Source organism: Isoptericola hypogeus (assembly GCF_039531145.1).
In the GTDB taxonomy this organism is placed as follows: Bacteria; Actinomycetota; Actinomycetes; order Actinomycetales; family Cellulomonadaceae; genus Isoptericola; species Isoptericola hypogeus.
Window position 1 is genome coordinate 192,221 of record NZ_BAAAPM010000003.1, and the last position, 22,124, is coordinate 214,344.

Annotated in this window: 21 protein-coding genes; 12 read left to right on the plus strand and 9 right to left on the minus strand. The window is 75.3% G+C overall.

Annotated elements, in window-relative coordinates:
* The first annotated feature begins 18 nt into the window (after positions 1–18).
* Entirely contained in the window at positions 19–1,368 is a 1,350-nt protein-coding gene (locus tag ABD254_RS03235; protein ID WP_344245610.1) for an FUSC family protein, read from the plus strand.
* On the opposite strand, the gene phoH2 is transcribed toward ABD254_RS03235, so the two are convergent.
* Positions 1,337–2,737, minus strand: a complete 1,401-nt coding sequence (phoH2, locus tag ABD254_RS03240) for an RNA 5'-3' helicase PhoH2 (protein ID WP_425553723.1) — start codon at positions 2,735–2,737, stop codon at positions 1,337–1,339. The two genes, ABD254_RS03235 and phoH2, sit on opposite strands and share 32 nt — an antisense overlap.
* A gap of 298 nt (positions 2,738–3,035) precedes the next feature.
* On the opposite strand from phoH2, the gene ABD254_RS03245 reads away from it, so the two are divergent.
* Complete coding sequence (locus ABD254_RS03245) at positions 3,036–3,596, plus strand: DUF1697 domain-containing protein (RefSeq protein ID WP_344245612.1); 561 nt, start codon at positions 3,036–3,038, stop codon at positions 3,594–3,596.
* 55 nt (positions 3,597–3,651) lie between these two features.
* The gene (nhaA, locus tag ABD254_RS03250) at positions 3,652–5,010 is read left to right on the plus strand and encodes a Na+/H+ antiporter NhaA (protein WP_344245614.1); all 1,359 of its coding nucleotides are present in this window, start codon (positions 3,652–3,654) and stop codon (positions 5,008–5,010) included.
* A gap of 4 nt (positions 5,011–5,014) precedes the next feature.
* Here nhaA and ABD254_RS03255 read toward each other — a convergent pair whose 3' ends face one another.
* Both ABD254_RS03255 and ABD254_RS03260 read right to left on the minus strand, forming a co-directional pair.
* Complete coding sequence (locus ABD254_RS03255) at positions 5,015–5,743, minus strand: DedA family protein (RefSeq protein WP_344245616.1); 729 nt, start codon at positions 5,741–5,743, stop codon at positions 5,015–5,017.
* A gap of 180 nt (positions 5,744–5,923) precedes the next feature.
* Positions 5,924–7,432 carry a helix-turn-helix domain-containing protein gene (locus ABD254_RS03260; RefSeq protein ID WP_344245618.1) on the minus strand — a complete coding sequence of 503 codons (1,509 nt, stop codon included), beginning with the start codon at positions 7,430–7,432 and terminating at the stop codon, positions 5,924–5,926.
* A 152-nt stretch (positions 7,433–7,584) separates the two neighbouring features.
* Here ABD254_RS03260 and aceA point away from each other — a divergent pair, with 152 nt between their 5' ends.
* From aceA to ABD254_RS03275, 3 genes are all read left to right on the plus strand, one after another.
* Positions 7,585–8,904 (plus strand): isocitrate lyase, encoded by a 1,320-nt coding sequence (gene aceA / locus ABD254_RS03265; RefSeq protein ID WP_344245620.1) that lies wholly within the window; start codon positions 7,585–7,587, stop codon positions 8,902–8,904.
* A 126-nt stretch (positions 8,905–9,030) separates the two neighbouring features.
* Positions 9,031–10,785, plus strand: a complete 1,755-nt coding sequence (aceB, locus tag ABD254_RS03270) for a malate synthase A (RefSeq protein ID WP_344245622.1) — start codon at positions 9,031–9,033, stop codon at positions 10,783–10,785.
* Between the two features lie 115 nt (positions 10,786–10,900).
* On the plus strand, positions 10,901–11,317 hold the full coding sequence (locus ABD254_RS03275) for a hypothetical protein (RefSeq protein ID WP_344245624.1): 417 nt from the start codon (positions 10,901–10,903) through the stop codon (positions 11,315–11,317).
* A gap of 15 nt (positions 11,318–11,332) precedes the next feature.
* On the opposite strand, the gene ABD254_RS03280 is transcribed toward ABD254_RS03275, so the two are convergent.
* Positions 11,333–14,143, minus strand: coding sequence for an ATP-binding protein (locus ABD254_RS03280; RefSeq protein ID WP_344245626.1), 2,811 nt, complete (start codon positions 14,141–14,143; stop codon positions 11,333–11,335).
* Positions 14,144–14,269: 126 nt separating this feature from the next.
* Here ABD254_RS03280 and ABD254_RS03285 point away from each other — a divergent pair, with 126 nt between their 5' ends.
* Complete coding sequence (locus ABD254_RS03285) at positions 14,270–15,373, plus strand: class I SAM-dependent methyltransferase (RefSeq protein WP_344245628.1); 1,104 nt, start codon at positions 14,270–14,272, stop codon at positions 15,371–15,373.
* 100 nt (positions 15,374–15,473) lie between these two features.
* On the opposite strand, the gene ABD254_RS03290 is transcribed toward ABD254_RS03285, so the two are convergent.
* On the minus strand, positions 15,474–16,118 hold the full coding sequence (locus ABD254_RS03290; RefSeq protein WP_344245630.1) for a dihydrofolate reductase family protein: 645 nt from the start codon (positions 16,116–16,118) through the stop codon (positions 15,474–15,476).
* A gap of 219 nt (positions 16,119–16,337) precedes the next feature.
* Between ABD254_RS03290 and ABD254_RS03295 the strand changes: the two genes are divergently transcribed.
* Positions 16,338–16,826, plus strand: a complete 489-nt coding sequence (locus ABD254_RS03295) for an HNH endonuclease (protein WP_344245632.1) — start codon at positions 16,338–16,340, stop codon at positions 16,824–16,826.
* 28 nt (positions 16,827–16,854) lie between these two features.
* Here the strand turns inward: ABD254_RS03295 and ABD254_RS03300 are convergent, their stop codons facing one another.
* Entirely contained in the window at positions 16,855–17,838 is a 984-nt protein-coding gene (locus ABD254_RS03300; protein WP_344245634.1) for a hypothetical protein, read from the minus strand.
* Positions 17,839–18,075: 237 nt separating this feature from the next.
* Between ABD254_RS03300 and ABD254_RS03305 the strand changes: the two genes are divergently transcribed.
* Entirely contained in the window at positions 18,076–18,441 is a 366-nt protein-coding gene (locus tag ABD254_RS03305; protein WP_344245636.1) for a DoxX family protein, read from the plus strand.
* 12 nt (positions 18,442–18,453) lie between these two features.
* Here the strand turns inward: ABD254_RS03305 and ABD254_RS03310 are convergent, their stop codons facing one another.
* Positions 18,454–18,906: a winged helix-turn-helix transcriptional regulator gene (locus ABD254_RS03310; protein ID WP_344245638.1), complete on the minus strand. Its 453-nt coding sequence runs from the start codon at positions 18,904–18,906 to the stop codon at positions 18,454–18,456.
* Positions 18,907–19,045: 139 nt separating this feature from the next.
* Here ABD254_RS03310 and ABD254_RS03315 point away from each other — a divergent pair, with 139 nt between their 5' ends.
* Positions 19,046–19,411 (plus strand): DoxX family protein, encoded by a 366-nt coding sequence (locus ABD254_RS03315; RefSeq protein WP_344245640.1) that lies wholly within the window; start codon positions 19,046–19,048, stop codon positions 19,409–19,411.
* Positions 19,412–19,500: 89 nt separating this feature from the next.
* Here ABD254_RS03315 and ABD254_RS03320 read toward each other — a convergent pair whose 3' ends face one another.
* Complete coding sequence (locus tag ABD254_RS03320; protein WP_344245642.1) at positions 19,501–19,797, minus strand: DUF3175 domain-containing protein; 297 nt, start codon at positions 19,795–19,797, stop codon at positions 19,501–19,503.
* 117 nt (positions 19,798–19,914) lie between these two features.
* On the minus strand, positions 19,915–20,787 hold the full coding sequence (locus ABD254_RS03325; protein ID WP_344245644.1) for an SDR family oxidoreductase: 873 nt from the start codon (positions 20,785–20,787) through the stop codon (positions 19,915–19,917).
* 143 nt (positions 20,788–20,930) lie between these two features.
* Here ABD254_RS03325 and ABD254_RS03330 point away from each other — a divergent pair, with 143 nt between their 5' ends.
* Both ABD254_RS03330 and ABD254_RS03335 read left to right on the plus strand, forming a co-directional pair.
* Positions 20,931–21,359: a winged helix-turn-helix transcriptional regulator gene (locus ABD254_RS03330; RefSeq protein ID WP_344245646.1), complete on the plus strand. Its 429-nt coding sequence runs from the start codon at positions 20,931–20,933 to the stop codon at positions 21,357–21,359.
* Positions 21,356–22,090 (plus strand): nucleotidyltransferase family protein, encoded by a 735-nt coding sequence (locus ABD254_RS03335; protein WP_344245648.1) that lies wholly within the window; start codon positions 21,356–21,358, stop codon positions 22,088–22,090. Before ABD254_RS03330 ends, ABD254_RS03335 begins: the two co-directional genes overlap by 4 nt.
* The last annotated feature ends 34 nt before the right edge of the window (positions 22,091–22,124 follow it).

Sequence of the window (22,124 nt, forward strand, 5' to 3'; positions counted from 1 at the left end):
GAACTATCGTGGTCGACGATGCCCGCCACCTCCCCCGTGCTCGCCACCGCCCGCGACGTCCTCGACCCTCGCCACCTGCGCGCCGCGCTGCGCGTCCACCCCGCCGACGCCACCGTCGCCGCCGCGCTGCGCGTCGGCGCCGCCGCCGCGACCACGCTCGCGCTGTGCGCCGCGGCCGGCCGGCCCGACCTCGCCGGCTTCGCCGCCCTCGGCGCGCTCACCATCCTGTACGGCCGGTACGACCCCTACCGGCGGCGCGCCGCGCTGCTGGCGACCGTCGGCACGCTGTTCACCGCGGCGTTCGTGGCCACCGCCTCCCTCACCGCCGCCGGCGCGCCCCTGGCCGTCACCCTCGCCGTGGTGGCTCTGATCGCCGGGGGCGCCACGGTGGGGTGCACCCTGGTGCGCACCGGCCCGCCGGGCGCCACCATCGTCGTCTTCGCCGCGGCCGGCGGCATCGCCGGGCCGCTCGCGTGGTCCGACGTCGCCGAGCGCGGCGCGACCTTCGCCGCCGGGGCCGCGATCGCCTGGCTCGTCGGGATGAGCGGCTACCTCGTGCGCCCGAGCGCGCCCGCCCGGCTGGCCGTGCGTCGCGCCGCCGACGCCGTCCGGCGGGCGAGGGAGGCCGGGGACGACGTCGCCTCGGAGGCCGCCCGGGGCGCCGTCGCGCACGCCCGGGGCGTCCTCGCCGACGACCTGTCGCACCGGCGCACCCGCGACGTCGCCCGCGTCCTCGCGGCCGAGCTCGCCGCGATCGCCGGCGCGCTCGACGCCCGGCGCGCGGACATCGGGAGCTGCCCCGCCGGGGCCGGCACCAGCCCCGCCGAGGAGCTGCCGCCGCGCCGGCGGCTGCGCGACACCGCGCGCGAGGTCCGGCCCGCGGTCGGCTGGCGCCTCGGCGGCGTCCGCGTGGTCGTCGCGGGGCTCGTCGCGGGGGCCGTCGCGCTGGTGGCGGGCTTCGGGCACCCCGCCTGGGCACAGCTGGGCTCCACCGCGACGCTGCAGGGCACGACGCCGCACCACGCGGTGGTGCGGGCCCTGCAGCGCGGCGCGGGCACCGTCGCGGGGGCGCTGCTCGCGTGGCCGCTGCTGGCGGCGCACCTGTCGTTCGCCGCGACCTGCGCCGTCGTGGTGGTGCTCCAGGTGGTCACCGAGATCGTCGTCGGGCGGCACTACGGGCTGGCGATGCTCACCATCACGCCGATGGCGCTGCTCATGACGTCCCTCGGCGTCGCGGCCGACCCGGCGGGCATCGCCCTCTCCCGGGCCGTGGACACCGTCGTCGGCGTGGCGCTCGGCGTGCTCGCCGTCGTGCTGATCCACCCCCGCCGCACCGCTACAGCTCGAGCGACTCCAGCATCTCCGTGACGAGCGCGGCGACGGGCGACCGCTCGGAGCGGGTCAGGGTCACGTGCGCGAACAGCGGGTGGCCCTTCATCGCCTCGATCACCGCCGCGACGCCGTCGTGCCGGCCCACCCGCAGGTTGTCGCGCTGCGCGACGTCGTGCGTGAGCACCACCCGCGAGTCCTGCCCGATCCGCGACAGCACCGTGAGCAGCACGTTGCGCTCCAAGGACTGGGCCTCGTCGACGATGACGAACGCGTCGTGCAGCGAGCGCCCGCGGATGTGCGTCAGCGGGAGCACCTCGAGCATGTCCCGGCCGATCACCTCGTCGACGACCTCCGGCGACACGAGGGCCCCGAGAGTGTCGTAGACGGCCTGCGCCCACGGGTTCATCTTCTCGGACTCCGACCCGGGCAGGTACCCGAGGTCCTGCCCGCCCACCGCGTACAGCGGCCGGAAGACGATGACCTTGCGGTGCTCTCGACGCTCCAGCACCGCCTCCAGCCCGGCGCACAGCGCGAGCGCCGACTTGCCCGTGCCCGCGCGGCCGCCGAGCGACAGGATGCCGATCTCGGGGTCGAGCAGCAGGTCGATCGCGATCCGCTGCTCGGCCGAGCGCCCGTGCACGCCGAACACGTCCTGGTCGCCCCGGACCAGCTTGATCCGCTTGTCCGCGGTGACGCGCCCGAGGGCGGAGCCGCGCGCGGAGTGGACCACGAGACCCGTGTGGCACAGCAGCGGCGACGCAGCCTCCAGGACCGCCGGGTCGAGGGACGCGAGGTCCACCTCCCCGGCGTCGTACAGCTCGCTCATCTGCTCGTCCGCGACGTCGACCTCGCGCATGCCGGTCCAGCCGGAGTCCACGGCGAGCTCGTGGCGGAACTCCTCCGCCTGCAGCCCCACTGCCGACGCCTTGACGCGCATGGGCAGGTCCTTGGAGACGACCGTGACGTCGCGTCCCTCGGCCGCGAGGTTGGCCGCGACCGACAGGATGCGCGTGTCGTTGTCCCCCAGCCGGAAGCCGGCGGGCAGTACCTCGGGGTCGGTGTGGTTGAGCTCGACCCGCAGCGTGCCGCCCTCCTCGCCGACCGGGATCGGGGCGTCCAGCCGGCCGTGCCGCACGCGCAGGTCGTCCAGCATCCGCAGGGCGCTGCGCGCGAAGTAGCCCAGCTCGGCGTGGTGCCGCTTGGCCTCCAGCTCGGTCACGACGACCACCGGCAGGACGACGTCGTGCTCGGCGAAGCGGTAGATCGCCCGTGGGTCGGACAGCAGCACCGACGTGTCGATGACGAACGTGCGGAGGCCGGCGGGGGCGTCGGGTCCCGACGACGCCCGGTCGGTGGCGGAGGATCCCTGGGGGGAGGTGACGTTCTGGTCCACGGCGCACTCCATGCTCGTGGGTGGGCGGGCGGCCGGCCCGGGGCGCCGCACGTGCAGGGCCGGTGCCGGCCCTCCTGCGCGGAGCGTGAACCCCATCGGCTGGCCTCCCGGAGGACGGCTGGTTGCCGTCCCTGCCGTCAAACTACGACGCTGTGATTCGCGCCACCACCCACTGTCCCGGCGGGTCGCACAATGTCATCCACTGTTCACGCGCCCGCCTCCCCCGCGACGGACGGCGGCGCGGCGCGGCAGGCCCGTCGTGGGCGCCCGCGAGGTGCCGGTCTGCCCCGACAAGGGGCAGCATGGGTGCATGGCCGCCACCACCTACGTCGTCCTCCTCCGGGGGGTCAACCTCGGCCCGCACCGCCGCGTCTCCGCGGCCGACCTGCGCCAGGCCGCCGCCGACGCCGGCCTGGCGGGGGCGCGCACGCACGCGAACAGCGGCAACCTCGTCGCCGTGGCCCCCGAGCGGGCCGACGACGTCGCCGCCCGGGTCTCCGCGGCGCTCGAGAGCCTGACGGGAGGGTCGGTGCCGGCCGTCGCGCTGACGGCGAGCCGTCTCGACGCCGTCGTGCGCGCCAACCCGTTCCCGGCCGCGGCCCGCGACGACCCGTCGCACCTCCAGGTGCATGTCGGCGCCGCGCTCGTCGACGGGGCCGGCATCGCCCGGCTCGACCTCGCCAACCGCGGTCGCGAGCTCTTCGCCGTCGCCGAGGGCGTGCTCTTCGTGCACTACGTGGACGGCATCGGGGCCTCGCGGGTGACCACTGCCGCCGTCGACGGCGCCGCCGGCACCTGGACGACGGCGCGCAACTGGAACACGACGACGCGGCTCCTGACGATGGCGCGCGAGACCGCCGCCGCGGCGTGAGCCGGACGGCCGGCGTCCACGAGCCACTGCCTGCCGGCCGGTAGGCTGACCCGCGGTGAGCCGGGAAGTCTGGTCGGCGACGCCGGCTGTGACGCCGGCATCGTCCGCACCCCTATCCGACAGGAGCAGCGCCCTGAGCCCCGACGTCGCGACCCCGTCCTTCCCCGCCCGCCTCCGCAGGTTCGTCTCCCGCGAGACGACCGGCGGGGCGCTCCTCATCGGAGCCGCGGTCCTCGCCCTGATCTTCGCCAACTCCCCCTGGCGCGACGCGTACACCACCCTGACCGAGACGGTCGTGGGGCCCGCCGCCCTGCACCTCGACCTGAGCCTCGCCACGTGGGCCGCCGACGGCCTGCTCGCGATCTTCTTCTTCGTCGTCGGGGTCGAGCTCAAGCACGAGTTCGTCGCCGGCAGCCTGCGCAGCCCCAAGGAGGCGGGCGTCCCCATGCTCGCCGCCGTCGGCGGGATGGCCGTCCCGGCGATCCTGTACTCGGTGATCGTGGTGGCGCTGGGCGACCCCGGCGCGCTGGAGGGCTGGGCGATCCCCACGGCGACCGACATCGCGTTCGCCGTCGGCGTCCTCGCCGTATTCGGCAAGGGCCTGCCGACGGCCGTGCGCACGTTCCTGCTGACGCTCGCGGTGGTCGACGACCTCCTGGCGATCATCGTGATCGCCGTGTTCTACACCGAGGAGATCAGCTTCCTGTTCCTCGGGCTCGCGCTGGTGGGCGTCGTGCTGTTCGGCTGGCACGTGCGCTCGCGCAACCCCCGCTGGTGGGTGCTCGTCCCCCTCTTCGCGGTCACCTGGGCGCTCATGCACGCGTCGGGCGTGCACGCCACCGTCGCCGGGGTGCTCATGGGCTTCACCGTGGCGGCCCGGCCGATGCACGGCGAGGCCGAGCCACGGACGCACCGCTACGAGCGGGCCGTCAAGCCGTGGTCTCAGGGGCTCGCGCTGCCGATCTTCGCGTTCTTCGCGGCCGGGGTGAACCTGGTCGACGGCGGCGGCGTCGGCGAGATCCTCGGCCAGCCGGTCGTCGCCGGGATCACGGTCGGCCTCGTGGTCGGCAAGGTGGTCGGCGTGCTAGGCACGACGGCGCTGGTCACGCGGCTCACGCCGCTGCGGCTGCCCCAGGGCATCGGGGTGCGCGACCTGCTGCCGGTCGCGTTCCTCGCCGGCATCGGGTTCACCGTCGCGCTGCTGGTCGCGGAGCTGTCGTTCGGCCACGGCTCCGAGCACACGGACGGCGCCAAGGCGGCCATCCTGCTGGCGAGCGTCGTGGCGGCCGTGCTCGGCGCGCTCACCCTGCGCTGGGACGCCCGCCAGGGCCGCACGTCGGACATGAACCTCGACGGGCAGGAGGACCTCGTCACCGACTACATCGGCGACGAGAAGGACCGGCTCGAGCACTGACGGCTCAGGCGTCGGTCGCGCGCGCGGCCGACGCGCAGGCGGCCGGCTCCGGCTCCAGCACCACGGGGACCGCGACCCCCTGCCCGGGCGCGCGGGTCCCGGCCCGCGGCGCCGCGGCCCGGGCGTACCGCGCGGCGACGACGCGGTCCAGGACGGCGCCCAGCGCGACCCCGGTCACGACTCCCACGGCGACGGCGAGCAGCGGCTGGGAGCCGAGCTGTCGGCCGACGACGAGCCCGATCAGCACGGAGTACCCCGACCATGCTGCCGACGCGACGGCCGACAGCGCCATGAACCGGCGCCGGGAGAAGCCGACGGCGCCTGCCGTGACGTTGACGGCCGTGCGCCCGACGGGGACGAACCGCGCCGCGAGCACGACCGAGGCACCCCGCCGGTCGAGCGAGCGCGCGGCTCGCTGCACGGCGCGGCGCCCGCGCGGGCCGCGCAGGAACGGCACCCGCCGCGTGCCGAGCGCCCGGCCGATCGAGAACGCGAGCTGGTCGCCGCACCAGGCCCCGAGGGCGGCGACGAGGACGACGAGGACGAGGCTCACCCCGCCGCCGGACTGCGCGCCCACGGCGAGCATGATGACGACGGTCTCGCCCGGCATCGGAGGGAAGAGGCCGTCGGCCGCGGTGGCGGCGAAGAGCGTCGGGTAGGCCCACGCGGACGACACGAGCGCCAGCAGCCATGCCTCGGCCTGGCCCCACAGCGTGGCGATCGCGTCGATCATGCCTCCCACGCTCCGCGACCCGGCACGGCCTGGCCATGAGGTGATCCCCCGGTTCGACCCTGAGGAAACCCCGAGCCCAGCTCGCCCCCGGCGTCCGCGTCGACGACGTCGTCGCCTGATCCCGAGCACCACCGTCCCGCCGCTGCGCGCCGCCAGGCCGCGGCGGCCGGGCGGTGTCGCTCACGCGATCGGGGCGTGCCGCTCCAGGAACTCGTAGACCTCCGTCGTGTCGACGCCGGGGAACGCGCCCGACGGCATCGCCGCGAGCATCGACGCGTGCGGGCGCGCGCTGGGGAACGCGTGCCCGCCCCACCGCTCGGCCAGCGGTCGCGCGGGCTGGCGGCAGCACGACCCGTCGGGGCAGCGCGACGTGGCCCGCGCCGTCGTCTCCCGGCCCAGGAACCACTTGACCTGCGCGTACGGCACGCCGACGCTCACGGAGAACCGGCCGTCGGCCGTGTCGGTCACCCGCGAGGTGCACCAGTAGGTGCCCGTGGGCGTGTCCGTGTACTGGTAGTACGGGCTGAGGCGGTCGGCGATGCCGAAGACCACCCGCGCCGTCCAGTGCCGGCACACGTGCTGCCCCTCGACGGTGCCGAGCGCGTCGGCGGGGAAGCGCACGCCGTCGTTCTCGTACGCCTTGTGGATCGCCCCGGACTCGTGGACCTTCATGAAGTGCACCCCGATGCCGAGGTGCCGGGTCGCGAGGTTCGTGAAGCGGTGGGCCACCGTCTCGTACGAGACGGCGAAGGCGTCGCGCAGGTCCTCGAGCGAGATCGACCGGGCCTCCTTGGCCTCGCGCAGCCGCTTCACGGCGTCGCGCTCGGGGACGAGCAGTGCCGCGCACAGGTAGTTCGCCTCGACCCGCTGGCGCAGGAACTCGCGGTAGTCGCGGGGCTCGGCGTGGTCCAGCACGTGGGAGGCCAGGGCCTGCAGCACCGCCGAGCGAGCCTCGGAGCGACCACGGATGCCGTCGCTCGGCAGGTACACCCGCCGGAACCTCCGGTCGATCACCGCGCGGGTGGACTGCGGCAGGTCGGGCTCGTAGTGGATGGTGAAGCCGAGATGGGCCGCCAGCTCTCCCGCGGCGCGCTGCGGCAGCGGGCCGCGCGCGTGCCCGACGTCGTCGAGCAGGCCGCGCGCGACCACCTCCAGGTCCGGGAAGTAGTTGTCCTGGGCGCGCATGTCGGCGCGCAGCTCCGTGTTGGCCCGGCGGGCCTCCTCCGGCGTGAGCGCGCGCTCGGAGTGCAGCCGCTCGAGCTCCCGCTGCAGCGCGACGATCGTCTCGAGCGCGTCCGTCGGGAGCGACTTGCCGACCCGCACCGGCTTCACCCCCAGCGCCGAGAAGAGCGGGCCTCTTTGCACCCGCTCCAGCTCGATCTCCAGGGCGTCGCGGTGCGACGGCGCCTGTGGCGACAGCAGGTCGTCGACGCTCGCGCCCAGCGCGCGGGCCACCGCCTGGAGGCGGGCGATGGTCGGCTCGCGCTTGCCGTTCTCAAGCATCGAGACCTGCGACGGCGCACGTCCGATGGCCGCGCCGAGCTCCTCGAGGGTCATGCCGCGCCGGGTGCGCAGGTGCCGCACCCGGCGGCCGATGGTCAGCGCGTCGGGCTCGCCGTCGATGGGGATGCCGAGCGGCACCGCGGCGCCGTCCCGGGTATCCGCGGCGGTGGAGGTCGAGATGGCCATGGTCGAGGGTGACATGCGCCACGCCTTCCGTCCAGGAGAAGAATCCTGAAACTTCTCCTTCGGATCACTGGCCCGGTGGTGGCGCGGCGCGCGAGGGTCGTGGTCACGACGCACCACCCGAGACGCAGCACCCGAACCGAGAGGCACCCCTCATGACCGCGACCCTCGAGCACCGGACCACGACCGCGCCGCGCCCCGGCGACCAGACGCAGAGCGCCGCGCAGCTCGCCGAGCGCTGGGCGTCCGACCCGCGCTGGGCCGGCATCGAGCGCACCTTCGGCGCCGAGGACGTCGTCGCACTGCGCGGCTCGGTCGGCGAGGAGCACACGCTCGCGCGGCGCGGGGCGGAGCGCCTGTGGCGCCAGCTGCACACCGAGGACTACGTCAACGCGCTGGGCGCACTGACCGGCAACCAGGCCGTGCAGCAGGTCAGGGCCGGGCTGCAGGCGATCTACCTGTCGGGCTGGCAGGTCGCCGGCGACGCGAACCTCTCCGGCCAGACGTACCCCGACCAGTCGCTCTACCCGGCGAACTCGGTGCCGGCCGTCGTCCGCCGCATCAACAACGCCCTGCTGCGCGCCGACCAGATCGACGTGTCGGAGCACGGCGCCGCCACCCGCGACTGGCTGGCCCCCGTCGTCGCGGACGCCGAGGCCGGCTTCGGCGGCCCGCTCAACGCGTACGAGCTGATGAAGGCCATGATCGCCGCCGGCGCGGCGGGCGTGCACTGGGAGGACCAGCTCGCGAGCGAGAAGAAGTGCGGCCACCTCGGCGGCAAGGTGCTCGTCCCCACCCAGCAGCACGTGCGCACCCTGAACGCGGCGCGCCTCGCGGCCGACGTCGCCGACGTGCCGTCGGTGATCATCGCCCGCACCGACGCCGAGGCCGCGACCCTCCTCACCTCCGACGTCGACGAGCGAGACCGGCCGTTCCTCACCGGCGGGCGCACCGCCGAGGGCTTCTACGAGGTGACGAACGGCATCGAGCCGTGCATCGCCCGCGCCAAGGCCTACGCGCCCCACGCCGACCTCATCTGGATGGAGACCGGCACGCCGGACCTCGACCTCGCGCGCCGGTTCGCCGAGGCCGTCAAGGCGGACTTCCCCGACCAGCTGCTGAGCTACAACTGCTCGCCGTCGTTCAACTGGCGGAAGAACCTGGACGACGACACCATCGCGCGGTTCCAGCGGGAGCTCGGCGCGATGGGTTACGCGTTCCAGTTCATCACCCTGGCAGGATTCCACGCCCTCAACTACTCGATGTTCGACCTCGCCCACGGGTACGCCCGCGAGCAGATGACCGCGTACGTGCGGCTGCAGGACGCCGAGCTCGCCGCCGAGTCGCGCGGCTACACGGCGACCAGGCACCAGCGCGAGGTCGGCACCGGCTACTTCGACCGGGTGTCGACTGCGCTCAACCCCGACGCCGCCACCCTCGCCCTCGCCGGCTCCACCGAGGCCGCCCAGTTCTGAGGTGTCCCCGTCCGCAACCGACCCCTCACCCCCGTTTCCGTGAGGGAGTGCCTGCGGCGCCGCGGTAGTGCCCGTGGGGTCCTACCGCAACGCCGCAGGCACTACCTCCCGCCCCTGGAGGCCATCATGACCACGCTCGCCGCCCCGCCCACCGCTCCCCCGAACCCCGACGCACGGCCGGACCGCGCGCCCGACGCCGGCACGTCGCTCGCCGACATCGCCCCTGACGCCTCGGCGTGGGGCGGCGCCACGCTCGCCGAGGGCTCGGTCACGGTCGCCGCCCCCCTGGGACCGCGCGACGAGGAGATCCTGACCCCCGAAGCGCTGGCGTTCCTCGCCCTGCTGCACGACCGGTTCGCCGACGACCGCACCGCGCTGCTGCTCGAGCGGCAGCGGCGCATGCGCCGGATCGCCGACGGCGAGGACCCGGACTTCAACCCGGCGACGCGCCCGGTCCGCGACGACCCGTCGTGGCGGGTGGCGGGGTCGGCCGGCGCCCCCGGGCTGGCGGACCGGCGGGTCGAGATCACCGGCCCGACCGATCCGAAGATGACGATCAACGCGCTCAACTCCGGCGCCCGGTGCTGGCTGGCCGACGCCGAGGACGCGCAGTCCCCGACCTGGCGCAACGTCGTCGACGGCCAGCTCGCGCTGCGCGACGCGATCCGCGGCACGCTGACCTTCACCTCAGGCGCCGGCACGCGGTACGACCTGCGCTCGAGCGACCTCACCGAGCTGCCGACGATCGTCTTCCGGCCCCGCGGCTGGCACCTGTTCGAGTCGCACCTCGCGTACACCGGCACGGACGGCGCGACGCAGCCGGCGTCGGGCACCCTGGTCGACTTCGGGCTGTACCTGTTCCACAACGCGCGCGAGCTGGTCGCGCGCGGGCGGGGCCCGTACTTCTACCTGCCGAAGCTCGAGGGCTACCGGGAGGCGCGGCTGTGGAACGAGGTCTTCGAGGTGGCGCAGGACGCGCTCGGCATCTCGCGCGGCACGATCCGCGCGACGGTGCTGATCGAGACCCTGCCGGCGGCGTTCGAGATGGAGGAGATCCTCCACGAGCTGCGCGACCACTGCGCGGGCCTCAACGCCGGCCGCTGGGACTACCTGTTCAGCGTCATCAAGTGCTTCCGCACCCGTGGCGACTCGTACGTGCTGCCCGACCGCGGGCAGGTCACGATGACGGCGCCGTTCATGCGGGCGTACACCGAGCTGCTCGTGGCCACGTGCCACCGGCGCGGTGCGCACGCGATGGGCGGGATGAGCGCGTTCGTCCCCGACCGCCGCGACCCCGAGGTGACCGAGCGCGCCGTCGCGCAGGTGTGGGCGGACAAGACCCGCGAGGCCCACGACGGCTTCGACGGCACCTGGGTGGCGCACCCCGACCTCGTCGAGGTGGCGCGCGGCGCCTTCGACGAGGTGCTCGGCGAGTCGGAGAACCAGGTGACCAGGATGCGCGACGACGTCGCCGTCGGGCAGGCGGACCTGCTCGACGTCGCGTCCGCGCGGCGCTCCGGCGCGACCGTCACGGAGGCGGGCCTGCGCGCCAACGTCTCGGTGGGCGTGCGGTACGTCGAGTCGTGGCTGCGCGGGGTGGGCGCGGCCGCCATCGACCACCTCATGGAGGACGCCGCGACCGCGGAGATCTCGCGGTCGCAGGTGTGGCAGTGGGTCGCGTCCGGCACGACGACCGACGACGGCGTGCCCATCACCCGGGCGCGGTGCGAGGCGGTGCTGCGCTCCGTGCTCGTCGGGCTGCCGCGCTCGGCCGGCGACCGGTTCGACGACGCCGCGGCGATCTTCCGGGAGGTGGCCCTCGGCGAGGAGTTCCCGCCGTTCCTCACCACCGGCGCCTACGCCCGCTACCTCGCCGTCTGAGCGCTCTCGCTGGTCGAGCCTGTCGAGACCCACAGGTCTCGACGGGCTCGACCGGCGACAGGGGCTGTGGACGACGGGAGCGGGACGGCGGCCGGCTCGGGCAGGGTGTCGGCGCATGGACACACGCATCGAACCGTTCCGCCCGGGCGACCGGATCTCCGACGACGCCGAGCTGCTCGAGCTCGCCGCCTGGCTCGCCGACGCGAGCCGCCCCGGCGAGCGCGACCTCACCCTCACCTGGCTCGACGCCGACGACCGGGTGGTCGGCGTCGTCGTGCCGGTCGACGACGCGCCGGCCGCCCCCGACGTCGAGCTGACGCGCCACCTCGGCACGCTGATGCGGGAGGTCCTGGACGAGCACGCGCCCGGCGGCAGCATCGTCGCCGTCCTCGGGCGGCCCGGCGACTCCGCGATCGGCGCGGCGGACCGCGCGTGGAACCGAGCCCTGCGGGCCGACCCGGGCGGCCGTGTCCGCGGGGTGTTCGTCGCGGCCGACGGCGTGGTCCGGCCCCTCACCCTCGACGACGCCTGACCGGGCGCCCCGCGCTCAGGCGTGCCGGGGCCCGGCCCGCTGCCCCGGCGTCGCACCGGCGGCGGCGGTGCCGGTCATCGACGCGGCGAGCTCCTCGCGCGAGTGGATGCCGAGCTTCGTGTACACCTTGCGCAGGTGGTACTCCACGGTCTTGGGCGACAGGAAGAGTGCGGCGGCCGCCTCGCGAGTGGTGTGCCCGTCGGCGAGCAGGAGACCTACCTGGAGCTCCTGCGGCGTGAGCCCCGCACGCCAGCCGTCCCCGGACCGGTGCACGACCTCGCCGGTCGCGGTGAGCTCCGCGGCGGCCCGGTCCGCCCAGCGCACGGCCCCGAGACGCTCGAACGTCGCGAGCGCCGCCCGCAGCCGCTCCCGCGCGTCGACCCGGCGCCCGGCACGACGGAGCCGCTCCCCGAACGCGAGCTGCGTGCGGGCCGTCTCGAAGACGTCCGGCGTCCGGTCGTGCAGGGCGAGGGCCTCGGAGAAGGCCTCGTCCACGTCGGTGTCGGGGCCGACGAGCGCCTTCGCCCGGTACGCCCGCGCCCTCGCCCAGGGCTGGCCCTTCGCCTCGGCCGCGGCCACGAACGGGGCCACCCGACGGCGCGCGCCGGCCACCTCGCCCGACCGCAGCAGGGCCTCGACGAGCTCGGGCACGGGCGCGAGGTCGACGTCGTCCATCCCGTGACCCGCGAGCAGCCCCTCCAGCCCGGTGAGCTCCTGCACGGCGACCGCGACGTCGCCGCGCGACAGCGCGAGGTCGCCCAGCGCGAAGCGCACCCAGGCCTGGAGGAGGTGCATGTCGCCCTCGTGGCAGAGCACGAGGGCCTCTCGGGCATCCGCCAGGCAACGGTCGGCGTCCCCCTGCCGGGCCTCGTGCCAGCTCCGGCCCGCCAGCGCCGCCGCGAGCGGGGCCTGCTGACCGGTCTCGCGGGCGATGTCGACCGCCAGGGAGTACTCCGCCGTGGCACGGTCCCACTCGTCGCCCGCCGCGTGACCGCGGGCCCGCAGGAACAGCAGCACCGGGAGGTCGGCCGTCGTCGCGACGCGGCTCACCTCCGGGACCCGACGCCCGAGCGCGGTCCCGTCCGACGCGTCCCGGAGGTACAGGGGCACGAGCATGAGCCACTGCCACCACCGCGGGTCGGAGGCGAGCCCGTCGTCCGCCTCGAGGAGGGGGACGGCCGCCTCGATCTCGGCGGTCCCGCCCCGGCCGGCGAGGACCCGGGCGATGCCGCAGCCGACCAGCGCCTGGGCGCGGGCCCGCGACGTCGTGACCGACGGCAGGAGCTCCTCGAGGTCGTCCGCGAGCTCGAGGGAGGTCGCGGTGGCGCCGAGGAAGAACGACGTCAGCGCGGCGTCGGCGAGGAGGTGCACGCGGTCGTCCGGCGACGGCGTGTCCCGCGCGAGCCGTCGCAGCATGGCGACCGACTCGCCCAGCGCGCCGGTCCGGGCCGCGACGGTGGCACGCAGCTCCAGCGCCGAGCGCGCGACGGCGGGCGGCGGCTGCTGCGTTGCCAGGTCGTCGAGCAGCCACACCGCCCGAGGGGCCTCCCCCGCCGCCCAGGCGGTGCCCGCGGCGCGCAGCAGGCGGTCGTCCCGCTCCGCCGGGGTCGTGCTGAGGGTGGCCGCCCGCTGGTACGCCGTCGACGCGACGGAGTACCCGGCCCGTCCGACGGCGCGCTCGGCCGCGGCGGCGAGGAGGCCGGCGACCTGCCCGTCGGGGTCCCAGACCGACTCCGACAGGTGCCAGGCCCGGCGGTCCTCGTCTCCGGGAGGCAGCGCGTCCGCGACCGCACGGTGCACGGCACGGCGCCGGGTGGCCGGCACCCCGGAATAGACGACGGACCGCAGCAGCGGGTGCCGGAACGCGATGCTCCCGGCGGCCGACGTCACCAGCCCGGCGTCCTCGGCGGCGCCCAGCGACGCCGGGTCCAGCCCGAGGGCGGCCGCCGCCCCAGCCGTGACCGAGGCGTCCCCGCCCGAGACGGCCGCGACGAGCAGCAGGTCCTGCGTCGCGACGGGCAGCCGCCGCACGCGGCGGGCGAAGGCGCGGGTGATCGTCTCCGGGACCGTCGACGGCATGCCGGGGACCTGGGGCCAGAGCGGCTCCGGATGGGTCGCGAGCTCGATGAGCGCGAGCGGGTTCCCGGCCGCGCGGTCGTAGAGCTCGGCGAACCGGTCGCGGGTCACGGGCGCCCCGACCGTCCGCTCCAGCAGGGCACGCGCCGGGGCCTCGGTGAGCCCGTCGAGGACGAGCGCCGGCAGGCCGTCGACCAGCGCGCCGATCTCCGGGGTCCGGGCGGCGAGGATCACCGCCACGCGGTCCGCCGACAGCCGGCGCGCGGCGAAGAGCAGGGCCTGGGTCGACGGCGCGTCGAGGTCGTGCAGGTCGTCGACCAGGACGGCGACCGGCCCGGTCTCCGCGCGCCGCGTCAGTATCCCGAGCGTGGCGGCGCCGACGGCGAGCCGGTCGCTGCCGGCCTCGCCGTCCGCGTCGCCGTCCGCGCCCCCGCCGCCGTCCGGGACGTCGCCGACCGCGAGCGCCGCCGCGAGGGCGGCCGCCTGCCGCGCCGGCAGCCCGCCGAGCAGGTCCAGCTCGTGGGCGAAGAGCTGCGACAGACCCGCGAACGCGAGCCCGGCCTCGGCGGCGGTGCCGGTCGCCGTCAGGACGCGGAACTCGGGCCCGAGCCGGGCGGCCGCGTGCTCGATCAGGGCGCTCTTACCGACGCCCGGGTCCCCCAGGACGGCGAGGGTCCCCGCCGTCCCGAGCCGGGCCCCGGCCAGGAGCCGGTCGATCGTCGCGACCTCCGCGTCGCGCCCCAGGAGCACGGTTCGAGTCTAGGCAGCGCCGCAGGACCAGGTGGGGCCCCTGACGCGATGTCACCCCCTGCGACCTACGTTCGGCGCTGAGGGCACCCTGCCGGCCACGCCGGCGTACTCACGACGGAGAGAACGATGACGGACACCCAGACGACCGGCGCGGCCACCACCGAGCCCGCACCGCAGGTCGACCCCGACACCCTGATGGCGTTCGTGTTCCGCGCCGTCGAGGAGGCCGGCGCGACCCTGAACGCCGCCCTCGTGGTGATGGGCGACAAGCTCGGCTACTACCGGGACCTCGCGGCCCACGGCCCGAGCACGCCCGCCGACCTGGCGGAGCGCACGGGGACCGCCGAGCCGTACGCCCGCGAGTGGCTGAACGCCCAGGCCGCCGGGGCGTACGTCACCTACGACCCGGCGTCGGGCCGCTACACGCTCCCGCCCGAGCAGGCCGTGGCGCTGACCGTCGAGGACAGCCCCGCCTTCCTGCCCGGCCTGTTCCAGCTCGCGCTCGGCACCGTGCACGACACCGAGCACATCCTGGAGGCCGCCCGGTCCGGCGCCGGGTTCGGCTGGCACGAGCACGGCCCCGACGTGCACGTGGGGTGCGAGCGGTTCTTCCGGCCCGGCTACCACGCGAACCTCGTCGAGGCGTGGCTGCCCGCCCTCGACGGGACGGTGGACAAGCTGCGCCAGGGCGCGGTCGTCGCCGACGTCGGGTGCGGCCACGGCTCGTCGACGATCCTCATGGCCGAGGCCTACCCGGAGTCCACGTTCGTCGGCTACGACTACCACGACGCGTCGATCCGCACCGCGCGGGAGCGCGCCGACGCCGCGGGCGTCGGCGACCGCGTCCGGTTCGAGGTCGCGTCGGCCCAGACGTTCCCCGGCACCGGCTTCGACCTCGTGACGATGTTCGACGCCCTGCACGACATGGGCGACCCGGTGGGCGCCGCCCGGCACGTGCGCGACGCCCTGGCAGACGACGGCACCTGGATGATCGTCGAGCCGATGGCCGGCGACCGGGTCGAGGACAACCTCAACCCCGTCGGCCGCACCTACTACGGCTTCTCGACGCTGCTGTGCACGCCGACGTCGCTCGCCCAGGACGTCGGGCTCGCGCTCGGCACGCAGGCCGGACCCGCCAGGATCCGGGACGTCCTGACCGCCGGCGGGCTCACCCGGTTCCGGGAGGTCGCGCAGACGCCGTTCAACCTCGTCTTCGAGGCGAAGAGGTGACGACGCCGCTCACCTGACGGCGACCAGGCGGTCGGCCCCGCGATCCCGGCCCGAGGGCCTGATCGCGGGGTCGGCCGGCGGGTCGCCGTCTCGGCGCCGGTCAGCGCAGCTCGTTCCTGCCGTCGACGATCTGCGACTCGGCGACCTCCAACGGCCGCGGCTCGAGCTCCAGGTACACCAGCCCGCCGTCGCCGATCTGCGACCGGGTCGCGTCGAACCCGGACGGCGCGGCGCCGACGTCGAACAGCCGCGCGCCGGCGCCCACGACGACGGGCGCGACGAAGACCCGGTAGACGTCGACCAGGCCCAGGTCGTGCAGGGAGCTCGCGAGCCGCGCGCTGCCGTGCACCTGCAGCTCGCCGCCCGGAGCGTCCTTGAGCGCCCGGACCTCGGTCGCGAGGTCGGACGACGCCGGGTCGATCACGGTCGTGCCCGCCCACGCCGGCTCGCGCAGCGTCGACGAGACGACGTACCTGGGGCCGGCGTTGATCTTCGCCGCGACGGCGTCCTGCGGGTCGGTGACCTGCGGCCAGTACGCCTCGAAGATGTCGTACGTGGTGCGGCCGAGCAGGAAGGCGTCGGCCTGCGCGAACCAGCCGTCGACGATCCCGCCGAACATGGGGTCGGCGGTGTACGGCATGAACCAGCCGCCTCGGTCGAACCCGCCGCGGGTGTCCTCGTCGGGCCCTCCGGGGCCCTGCACGACGCCGTCGAGCGAGGTGAAGATGTTGACGCTGAGCCTCATGTCGTCCTCCCTGGGAGCGGTTCGACGGGGTGGACCGGTGCGGCATCGCAGACTCATCGCCCGACGCCACGGGCTCCCAGGCCCTGGACTTCCGCGGGATTGCGGCATACTTTCACCTCGGCGGGCCCTTGTGACCCGCCTCACAGCAGGACGCCCCCGATCTCGCCCAGGAGCCGCCCCGCGCGCCGACCGCGCGCCCCGCCAGGAGGGAGCACGACCGTGGCCGACGTGCTCGTCCTCAACGCGGGCTACGAGCCCCTGCACCGGGTGTCGGTGAAGCATGCCGTGACGATGCTGGTCCGGGGTGTCGCGGTGGTCGAGGAGGCCGTCGAGGGGCACCGCTTCGGCCCGTACCCGCTCCCCCGCGTGCTGCGCCTGGTCCGCTACGTGGCGATGCGCTGGCGGTACCGCGGCGCGGGCCGCCCCGCCGTCACCAAGGAGGGCGTGAAGCGGCGCGACGGCGCGTGCGCCTACTGCGGCGGCCCGGCCGAGACGGTCGACCACGTGGTGCCCCGCTCGCGCGGGGGCGACTCGTCGTGGCTCAACCTCGTGGCGGCGTGCGTGCCGTGCAACCACCTCAAGGCCGACCGCACCCCGCTCGAGGCGGGGATGCCGCTGCGCCTGGCGCCGTTCGTCCCGCCCGCCGAGCACGGCCTCGTGCGCCGGCACCGGCGGGCGGCACCGGCGCCCGTGCCGGCCGTGGCCTGAGGGCCCGCGGCCGCCCGGCGACCCGCCGTCAGGCCGCCGGCTCGTCGCCGGGCAGGTCGGTGACGAGCGGGGTCGGCCCCGGCACCTCGCCCGTCCCGGCCGACGTGAGCGCCCGCGACGCGATGACGGAGCTCCCGAAGTTCGCGTGGCACGCGGTGCAGTACCACTCGGGCGTGGGCACCGGCACCTCGAACCCGCCGTAGACGACGTCCGGCTCGGCGTTCATCACGTCGTCCTGGAACGTCATGCCCCACACGACGCGCTTGGTGCGCCCGCGCGCCCCGCAGCCCGGGCACTGCGGGCGCATCCGGGCGCGCTGCGCGGCGACGCTGTGCGCGTGCATGAGGTCGTGGCAGGGCTCGCACAGCAGGTGCACGTCGCGCACGACCTGCTCGAGAGTGCGCCCGCCCGCCGTGGTGGTGCCGAGCCGGACGGCGCCGTCGTCGTGCGCACGCATCTGGTGGACGTCGACGAACCGCTCGCACGACGCGCACCGCTCCTCGCGGCGCATCGCCCAGCCCGTGACGGCGCGGTGGCCGAGGATGCGCAGCGCGTGCACGTCGGGCGCGGTGACGCCGGTGCCGCAGTCGCCCGGGTCGAGGGTGTGCACGGGCCCGCCGCGGAATTGCTCGGCGACGCCGTCGAGGACGAGGCGCGCGTGCTCGGCCGGGAGCCACCCCGACGATCCCGTGTAGGTGTCGGCGCCCTCGAAGAGGTCGGCCCACACGATCGGCCGGTCCGGGCCGAAGAGGTCGTCCGAGACCCAGCTCTCGCCGTCGGTCGCACCCATGAGCTCGACGGCGGCGACCACGCCGGCCTCGCCGAGCACCGTCACGACGACGTCGCCCCGCTGCGGACCGTCGGGGCCGCCCGGGAGGGAGTGCTCGCGCGAGCGCGTCGCGATCGCGACGGACTCGCGCAGCCAGTCGCCCGACCAGTGCAGGTACACCGACGGCACCAGCCAGGCGGGCAGCGCCGACAGGGACGGGAGGGTCTCGCTCGCTCGGGTCACGACCAGAAGATATCGGGCGAACGGCCCGAGCACGACACCCGGACGGCGACGGATCGATCACCCGGCGACACCGGCGACACCCGGCGGCCCGGGTCGTTCCCCGCGCCGCCGGTGCGCGGTAGGTTCGCCACCAGGTACGACGGCGTCCCCCCGCCGGTCACCGACCGGTTCCCGGGCGCCGCGTCGCGGACGACGCCCGCGACGGTTCCGACTGCTGCACGACGGCGTGGAGGTCCGATGGACATCGCACTGTGGGTCGCCGCGGGGCTGCTGGCCGCGCGCTACCTGATGGTGGGCTTCGTCAAGCTCGTCCGCGGCAAGGAGCGGCTGCGGTCCCGCATGGGCTGGGTCGAGGACTTCCCCGACGTCGTGGTCCGGTTCATCGGCCTGTGCGAGATCGCCGGCGCCCTCGGCGTGATCCTGCCGTGGCTGACCGACGTCGTGCCCGTGCTGACGCCGATCGCGGCCGCGTGCCTGGTGCTGCTGCAGGTGCTCGCGATCATGGTGCACGTGCGCCGGCAGGAGACGTCGCAGCTCGGCATCAACGTGCTGCTGCTCCTGCTTGCCGCGTTCGTCGCGGTCGGCCGCTTCGCCGGCTGGTGAGCCCTCGCCCGCTCAGGGCGTGGCACGACCTTCGGCGCGCCGGGCGTCGTAGAGCTCCCGGTGCTCCCGGATCTCGGCGGTGTGCCCGAACGCCCACTCGACCAGGGCGATGACGGGCGGCAAGAGGGTCCGCCCGAGGTCCGTGAGCGCGTAGTCGACCCGCGGCGGGACGACCGCGTGCACCGTGCGACTCACGAGGCCGTCCCGCTCGAGCTGGCGGAGCGTGAGGGTGAGCATGCGCTGCGAGATCCCCTCGATACCGTGCAGCAGCTCGGTGAAGCGCCGCGGCCCGGGGGCGAGCGTGCCGAGCACGAGGGCGCTCCACTTGTCGCCCACCCGGTCGAGCACCGAACGCACCTCGCCCGTGGCCTCGGTGGCCTCGCAGGCGCTGGGTAGGCCGAGGTCTTGCCGCTCCAGGAGCTCGGCCATCGCGGCGGCAACCGCGTCGGTCTCGACTGCGCTCATGCTCGTGCCCTTCGTCCGGTGCGCCTCGGGCACATCCGTGTGCCTTTTGTAGGAGTCGCTGAGATTACCCATCATGCTCTCAGGCACAAAGAGTGACTGACCAGACGGGTCGTCACGGCCCGTCTCGCAAGGATCACGCATGAACGTCGCCCTGTGGATCGCCTCCGGCCTGCTGGCCGTCATGTTCCTCGCCGCCGGGCTCATGAAGGCCACCAAGCCGGTCGACGCGCTGAGCAAGCAGATGCGCTGGGTCACCCCCGAGCGGATCGCTGCCGTCCGCACCCTGGCCTGGCTCGAGGTGCTCGGCGCGGTCGGCCTGATCCTCCCCTGGGCGACCGGTGTCGCGCCCGTCCTCACCCCGGTCGCGGCGGTCGGTCTCGCGCTCACCCAGGTCGGCGCCATCCCGCTGCACATGCGCCTCGGCGAGGCGAAGTCCGTGCCGGTGAACGTCGTCCTCCTCGCGCTCGCCGTCTTCGTCGCCGTCGGCCGATTCGCGGGCCTCTGACGCGACGGCGTCAGGTGGCTCCGGCCGGCGCAGGGCGGGCAGGGGCGCCTGGCGCCTGTCACTCGCCGCTCGGCGGGCGGGACCGCGCGTCAGTCCCTGCCGAACGCCTTCCGCAGCTCGTCCTTGGCACGCTCGAGCACCTCGCGCTGCGCGGCCGGCAGGGTCTTCCCCGCCCGGTTGACGTAGAACGTCAGCATCGACATGGCCGACTGGTACGGCGACCCCTTGCGCCGCTCGCTGGCCTCGGCCGACCGCTTGAGCGACGCCGCGATCCGCGCCGGGTCGTCCCAGGTGAAGACGTCCTCCTCGAGGTCGAGCGCGTCCGAGTGCTCGGTGACGTCCTGCGACCACCGCTCCCCGGACTCGCCGTCGTCCCGCTTCGTCATCCCCCGACGCTAGGACGCCGACGGCGTGCTCGCGTCCTCGCGCTCCCCGCCCGGGAGCACCGGGCCTCGAGGAGCAGCGCGGCGCCGGCGGCTGTCGCCGTCCGGCGCCGCGGGGCGTCAGGCCTCCAGCGCGCGACGCAGGCCCTCCGCGAGCGGCGTCGTCGGGCGGCCGATCAGGCGGGCGAGGTCGCCCGAGGTCTCGGCGAGCAGCCCGTCGCGCGTGTTGCCGTCGAGGGCGACGACGAACCCGGCGGTACCCTCGTCGAGCCCCGCGGCGAGCAGCTGCTCGCGGTGCTCCTCGGGGGTGAGGCGGCGGTAGCTGACGGGCCGGCCGAGGACGTCCGCGGCGGCGGAGGCGAGCTCGTCGAAGCCCCATGCGACGTCTCCCGACAGCTCGAACACGGAGCCGTCGTGCGCGCCGTCGCGGTGCGCGTCCAGGGCGACGACGGCGGCGGCCTCGGCGTAGTCCGACCGGCTCGCGCTGGCGACCCGCCCGTCGCCGGTGCTGTGCGCGATCTCGCCGGTCTCGCGGGCCTGCTGCACGTCGCCGAGGTAGTTCTCGGTGTACCAGCCGTTGCGCAGGACCGTCGTCGAGAGGCCGGACGCGGCGATCAGCTCCTCGGTCGCCTTGTGCTCGGGCGCGAGGACCAGCGGAGAGGTGTCGGCGTGCGGGGCGCTCGTGTAGACGACGCGGCCGACGCCGCCGCCCTTCGCCGCGTCGATCACCGCGCCGTGCTGGCGCACGCGCTGCCCGACCGCGGAGCCGGAGACGAGCACCAGCACGTCGACGCCGTCGAGCGCGGGCCCGAGGGTCTCCGGGCGGTCGTAGTCGGCCTCGCGGACGACGACGCCCCGCTCGGCGAGGTCCGCGACCCTGCCCGTGGTCCGGGCGAGCGCGACGACGTCCGCGGGTGCGGCGCCGCGCGCGAGGAGGGACTCGACGACGAGCCGGCCGAGGTGGCCGCTGGTTCCGGTGACGGCGATGGTCATGACGGTGCTCCTGTGGCTTGTCGGGTGCCCGCCGATCGCGGCGGGCACCTCCAGGATGCACTTACTTTTTGATAGTGCCAACCATCGAGCCGTGCCTTCTGCGTCACAGTGCGTTCCGAAGCGCCGCACCGTACCCTGGAGCGGTGACCCCCGACGCCCTCACCCCGACCGGCCCCGGCCCCTCCGACGCGATGGTGGCCGACGTCTTCGCGCGCGACTGCACGTCGCGGCAGGCGCTCGAGGCCGTCACGGGCCGCTGGGGCGTGCTCACCGTCGCCGGGCTGCGAGACGGCGCCGTGCGCTTCAACGCGCTGCGTCGCCGCATCGACGGCGTGAGCGAGAAGATGCTCGCCCAGACCCTGCAGACGCTCGAGCGAGACGGCATCGTCGTGCGCGAGGTGCGCACCACCATCCCGCCCCACGTCGAGTACTCGCTCACCGACCTCGGTCGCCGCGTCGCTGACCGGCTGATCGGGCTCATCGACGTGCTCGAGGGCGCCGTCGACGAGGTCATCGCGGCCCAGGAGCGTTACGACGGTCGTCGCGAGACGACGGGCCGGGCGACCGCGTGACGACCGGACCTACCGTCGCCGTCCTGCTGGCGGCGGGCGCGGGCGCCCGCCTCGGCCGCGGGCCCAAGGCGCTGCTCCCCCACGGCGGCCGGCCGCTCGTCGAGCACGTGGCCGAGGTCCTCGCCGACGGTGGCTGCGACACGGTCGTCGTCGTCCTCGGGGCGCAGGCCGACCGCGTCCGGTCGGAGGCCGGCCTCAAGGAGCGGCCCCGCCGGCCCGACGACGCCCATCCCCGCGAGGCCGCCGGTCCCCGGTCCGGTCGGGTCGCCGTCGTCGTGAACCCGGCGTGGGCCACGGGCATGGCGTCGTCGCTGCGGGCCGGCGTCGCGGCCGCGCTGGACGCCGGCGCCGCGCGGGTCGTCGTCGCGCACGTCGACCAGCCTGGCGTGCGGCCCGACGACGTCGCGCGACTGCTGGCCGCGCACCGTCCCGGTCGCGTGACCGTGTCCCGCTGGGCCGACGCCGCGCGACCGGCACCGTCCGGCGAATCGATGTCCGCGCCGTCCAGCGCCGCGTCACCGCCCCCCGCCCGCGAGCCGAACGCCCGGCGAGGGCGCGCGCACCCGATCGTCCTGGACCCCGCAGTAGCGGCCGAGGCGGTCGCGACGGCCATCGGCGACCGCGGCGCCCGCGACTGGCTCGACGCCCACGCCGACCTGATCGACGTCGTCACCCATCCCGGCGACGGGCGCGACGTCGACACCGAGGCCGACCTCGACCTGCTGCGGTAACCACCGCGAGATCGACGTGCCCGTCCCGAGATCG